Origin of the sequence: uncultured Nevskia sp. (assembly GCF_903885465.1) — a bacterium.
GTDB lineage: Bacteria > Pseudomonadota > Gammaproteobacteria > Nevskiales > Nevskiaceae > Nevskia.
In genome coordinates, this window is record NZ_CAISIQ010000357.1 from 1 (window position 1) to 5,184 (window position 5,184).

The following is a 5,184-nucleotide window of genomic DNA, read 5'->3' on the forward strand; positions in this document are numbered from 1 at the left end:
CGGCAACAACAATTGCTGGAAGAACTCCGATCCGGGCTGGGAAGGCTTCCTGGCCTCGGAATGCATCTGGACCCAGTTCTGGGTGCAGCTCGACAGCCGCGAGAAGCTGGACGCCTACAAGGCCTATCTCGATGCCTATGTCACCGAGCAGAAGAAGCAGGGCCGCTTCCCTCGGCCGGTGGCTACCTTGCTGCCGGACGTCAATCAGTGGCTGAGCCTGCAGGAAGTGGTGTCGCGTGATGTCGAGATCCAGGTCGGTCTGGCCTTCGCATTCCTGGCTGTCTGCCTGGTCAACACGGTGGGCCTGCTGCTGGCGAAGTTCATGCGCAAGAGCGGCGAGATCGGTCTGCGCCGCGCGCTAGGCGCCAGCCGCCAGCAACTGTTCATGCAGCATCTGGTGGAAGCCGGTGTCGTCGGCATCAGCGGCGGGCTGGTTGGCCTGGCGCTTACCGCGGCAGGGCTGATGGGCGTGCGGGTGCTGTACACGCAGTTCAAAAACATCGCCCAACTCGACTGGACGATGATCGCCATCACGCTGCTGCTGTCGGTGGTGTCGGCGCTGCTCGCCGGCCTGTTCCCGACCTGGCGCGCCTGCAAGGTGCAGCCGGCCACCCAGCTCAAAACCCAGTAGGAGTAGCGACATGTTCGAACTACGTCCCATCCTGTCGGCGCTGATGCGCAGCAAGGTATCGCTGGTGCTGATCGGCCTGCAGATCGCGCTGACCTTGGCGATTGTCTGCAACAGCCTCTTCATCATCAGCGAGCGCGCGGCGCTGATGGACCGGCCAAGCGGCATTAACGAAGCCGATACCTTCACCATCGGCAGCATCGGTTTCGGCGCTGATTTCGATTTGCGGGCATCAATGGCCGAAGACTTGGCGATGCTGCGCGGCCTGCCAGGCATCGTCGACGCCGCGCCGATCAATTCCCTGCCGCTGAGCGACGGCGGCTGGAGCCAGGGCGCTTCACTGAACAAGGAACAGAAGACGCCGACCGCACCGACCGCGATGTACTTCATCGACGAGCACGGCCTGAACACGCTCGGTGCGCGGCTGGTCGCCGGCCGCAACTTCCGGTCTGATGAAATCGGTAGCCGCACCCGCCAGTCGCAGGGCTGGCCGCCGGGCGTGATCCTCAGCAAGCCTCTGGCCGAAAAGCTGTGGCCGGGTGCAGACCCGATCGGCAAATCCTTCTACCTGGATACCGAGGCGGCGCCGAGCACGGTGATCGGCATCGTTGCGCCACTGCAGTCGCCGTGGGTGCACAACAAACGGATCATCGATTACTCGACCGTGGTTCCCGAGATGATCGGCGATGGCCGCTTTACCCGCTATGTGCTGCGAGCCGAGCCTGGCCGGCGCGACGCCATGATGAAGCTGGCCGAAGCGAAATTGGCCGAGCTGAATCCTGACCGCATCGTCCGCGATGCGAAGAGCGTCGAAAAGATCCGCGCCGACAGCTATGCCGAAGACCGGGCGATGATGATCATCCTCGGCGTGGTCATCGCCTCGCTGCTGATCATCACCGCGCTCGGCATCGTCGGCATGGCCAGCTTCTGGGTCACCCAGCGGACCAAGCAGATCGGCACGCGCCGGGCGCTGGGTGCCACGCGCGGCGCAATCCTGCGTCACTTCCTGGCCGAGAATTTCGTCATCACCAGCTTTGGTCTGGTCGCCGGCACGCTACTCGCATACGGTTTCAACGCATGGCTGATCCAGAACTACGAAACCGCGCGGATGCCCTGGTACTACGTGCCGGCTGGCTGCGTGAGCCTGTGGGTACTCGGCCAGATGGCCGTGCTCGGCCCGGCACGTCGGGCCTCGCGGGTGGCGCCGGCGATGGCGACGCGGTCGGTTTGAAACTTGCTCCTCATGGATCGTCATTCCCACGCAGGCGGGAATCCAGTTCTCTGTTGCCTGCGATGTGTAAGCGTCAAAACTGGATTCCCGCCTGCGCGGGAATGACATTCTTGCTTTAGGTTTCGCGAATCGAACTCATGCCGCGCTTCCTCGTCGCTCTCAGCCGCATTCTTCTCCTGGCGCTGTGCCTCGTCAGCGGCAACAGCTTTTCTGCTGACGATGGTTCGCTCGAAGCCCGGCGCAAGGCACTGACGCTGCTGCTCGACGAGCAATGGCAGGACCAGCTGGCCCAGAGTCCGGAACTGGCGACCACCATCGGCGACTATCGCTATAACGATCGCTGGACCGACAACTCGCTGGTGGCGACAGCCAAGCGCCAGCAACAGGCTGCTGATTTCCTCAAGCGTTTCGAAGCGATCGACAGCAGCGGCTTCCCGGAAACCGAGCGCCTGAACCGCGAGTTGATGATCGATCAGCTCAAGGATGGTCTCGAGTTCAACCGCCTGCGCCTGCATCTGATGCCGCTCGACCAGACGGTCGGCGCGCATCTGCAGTACCCGCAGTTCATGAGCGTGCTGCCGACCAATACGGTGCGGCAGTTCGAGGACTACATCGCACGCCTGAACGCCATGCCGGAGCAGATCGACTCTCTGATCGCCGTTGCCCGCAGCGGCCTCAAGGCCGGGCTGATGCCGCCGAAGTTCCTGCTTGAAAAGGTCGTAACCCAGTGCCGCAGCCTCGCCGAACCAGCCGGCGTCGCCAGCGCATTCGCGGCACCGCTGCAGAAGTTTCCGGACAGCATTCCGGCCGCCGAGCAGGCGCGACTGAAAGCAGCGGCGATCGCCGCCATCGATGGCAAGGTGCGGCCGGCCTATCGGCGTCTGGCGGCATTCGTCGCCAAGGACTACGCGCCGAAAGGCCGCCGCGAGCCCGGTATCTGGGCGTTACCGGATGGTGATGCGCTATACCGGTTTGCAGTTCGCTCGCAGACCACGACGACGATGACGCCGCAGGCGATCCACGACCTCGGGCTGACCGAAGTCGCGCGCATCGAAGCCGAGCAGACACAGATTGCCAAGCGCCTCGGTCACCAGGATCTGGCCAGCTTTCGTGAAGCCCTGAAGAAGGATCGCAACACCTTCGCCAATTCGCGGCAGCAGATTGTCGATGCCTACAAGCGCTACAACGCGCAGATGGAACCGATGTTGCCCAAGCTGTTCGGCCTGCTGCCGAAGACCGCGGTGATCGTCAAGCAGGTCGAGGCCTATCGCGAGAACGAGGCGCCGGGCGCGGCTTACCTGCAGGGCACGCCGGACGGCCAGCGGCCAGGGCAGATCGAGGTCAACACCGGCGACTTCGCGCACCGCTCGCTGCTGACCATCGAATCGACCACCTACCACGAAGGCTCGCCAGGCCACCACCTGCAGATCTCGATTGCCCAGACCCTGCCGGAATTGCCGCCGTTCCGACAGCAGGCCGGCTACACGGCGTATGTCGAAGGCTGGGCGCTGTACGCCGAGCGGCTCGGCAAGGATGTCGGCTTCTACACCGAGCCGCTCAGCGACTACGGCCGGCTATCCGATGAACTGCTGCGCGCCAACCGTCTGGTGCTCGATACCGGCATGCACTACAAGCACTGGACGCGGCAGCAGATGGTCGACTGGTTTCACACGCATTCGTCGGACGACGAGCCGGACCTTCAGTCCGAGACCGATCGCTACATTGCCTGTCCTGGCCAGGCGCTGGCCTACAAGCTGGGCCAGTTGCGCATCCTGGCCTTGCGCGAGGAAGCCAAGGCGGCACTCGGCGATCGCTTCGACATCCGCACCTTCCACGACACCGTGCTCAGTGGCGGCGCGCTGCCGCTGGATAATCTCAGCGAGCGGGTGCGCGCCTGGATTAAGGCTAGCGCTTCAGCGTCGCCATGATCTTGGCAGCGAGCAACGGTGCCGAGCGGTTGCTGGCGTCGGCACCGATATCTGTGCCGATCTGTTCGTGCTCGTAGAACACGCGGCCGCCGACCACGACGACCAGCTGCGGATTGCGTGAGGCATCGCGGACGTGCTGGATGGTTTGTGCCATGCGCGGCAGCCAGTGCTCGCGGCGGAACGAGTTACTCAGCGACAGGTCGAGTGCATCGAACCAGGTATCGGCAACCAGCTGTTCCAGCGCTTCATCGGTGGCCGGCGCTTCGTACTGGGTATTCCATCCGGCCTGCCAGAGCACCTCGGCATCGAGACTGGCGCCGAGCCGGTGCTGCTCGCCGGGCTGCGGCGTGACCAGCACGGCGGGCAGATTGCTGCCCGGTGTCCGCGCGGCATTTGAAGTTGCATTGCGCATGGCGCTTTGCACGCGGCACAGCGCGACCGTCAATTCCAGTTCGGTGCAGTCATCGGCCTGCCAGAGATCGCCGAGGCTGCGTGCCAGCGGTTCGTAGAGATCGGTGCACAGCGTGCTGATCGAGCGCGATAGCGACTGCAGCTCCCCGAACTGCTGGTCGCCGGCGTGCGGATCGGTGGCGATCAGCAGCTTCGCCAGTTCGGCGATGCGCGGATCGACCGGCAGTTGCACTGCATCGCTGACATGTAGTGCCGCCAGCTGCGGGATCAGCACCTTCTCGACAACATTCCGCAAGGCCGCGTACTGGGGCTTTTCGGCAATGCGCTTGGCGGCAGCCTTGGCCGACAGCTGCTCGCGGGCAATGACCACCGGTGACCGGATCGCCATCGACGCCAGCAGTTCGGTGGCGGCATGCGGACGACGGCTCAGCGTGTCGATCAGCATCGGCGGCAGGGGCATGGCGCCGGATTGCGCCTTGTTGTTGCGCAGGCTGCGCGTCGACAACTTCATGTCCCAATCGCCGAAGCAACGCAGCGACGCCGGATTACGGCCGAGCACGTCGATGCCGCCGTGTCGCGGATCGCGCTGGATCGATGGCCAGACTTTCTCGATGCTGGCTTCCGGCCCTTCCAGCCATTGGAAGAAGCGGCCTTCGTCATAGATCATCAGACCGGTCAGACCCTCGGCGCGATTGCGCGCCGCCGCCGAGCGTTGCAGCTCGTCGAGATCGGCTTCCGACATCGGCCGGGAGGCGCGGCTGTGATAGACCAGCGACCAGATCGGCGCCGCCGCCGCGCCGCGAAGCGGATCGCGGGAGTAGGGCTTGCCTGGCTGAAACGAACGGGAAGTCTGCACGGTCGGGGCTCCTCAGCACGGTGTCCCGAGCGGCCCTGCAGAACGCCATCAGGAGCAAGCGCTGCGGCTGCAGCCATGCCCTGGAAAGCGTCCATTCGGTGCACCCCGCCGAAGGACTGTTTTTCTGACC

At 64.3% G+C, this 5,184-nt stretch carries 4 protein-coding genes; 3 read left to right on the forward strand and 1 reads right to left on the reverse strand.

The window, feature by feature from the left end; genetic code table 11:
• From QZY06_RS14165 to QZY06_RS14175, 3 genes are all read left to right on the forward strand, one after another.
• On the forward strand, window positions 1-631 hold a 631-nt coding region (locus QZY06_RS14165; protein ID WP_295685663.1), incomplete at its 5' end, for an FtsX-like permease family protein.
• A 10-nt stretch (window positions 632-641) separates the two neighbouring features.
• The gene (locus QZY06_RS14170; protein ID WP_295685665.1) at window positions 642-1,859 is read left to right on the forward strand and encodes an FtsX-like permease family protein; all 1,218 of its coding nucleotides are present in this window, start codon (window positions 642-644) and stop codon (window positions 1,857-1,859) included.
• Window positions 1,860-1,996: 137 nt separating this feature from the next.
• Window positions 1,997-3,787, forward strand: a complete 1,791-nt coding sequence (locus QZY06_RS14175; RefSeq protein WP_295685667.1) for a DUF885 family protein — start codon at window positions 1,997-1,999, stop codon at window positions 3,785-3,787.
• On the opposite strand, the gene QZY06_RS14180 is transcribed toward QZY06_RS14175, so the two are convergent.
• Window positions 3,765-5,054, reverse strand: a complete 1,290-nt coding sequence (locus tag QZY06_RS14180) for a BLUF domain-containing protein (protein ID WP_295685669.1) — start codon at window positions 5,052-5,054, stop codon at window positions 3,765-3,767. The two genes, QZY06_RS14175 and QZY06_RS14180, sit on opposite strands and share 23 nt — an antisense overlap.
• Window positions 5,055-5,184: the final 130 nt, after the last annotated feature.

Excerpts from the sequence above, each read along its gene's own strand:
- QZY06_RS14170 (WP_295685665.1), top strand. The coding sequence starts at position 642 with ATGTTCGAACTACGTCCCATCCTGTCGGCGCTGATGCGCAGCAAGGTA.
- QZY06_RS14175 (WP_295685667.1), top strand. The coding sequence starts at position 1,997 with ATGCCGCGCTTCCTCGTCGCTCTCAGCCGCATTCTTCTCCTGGCGCTG.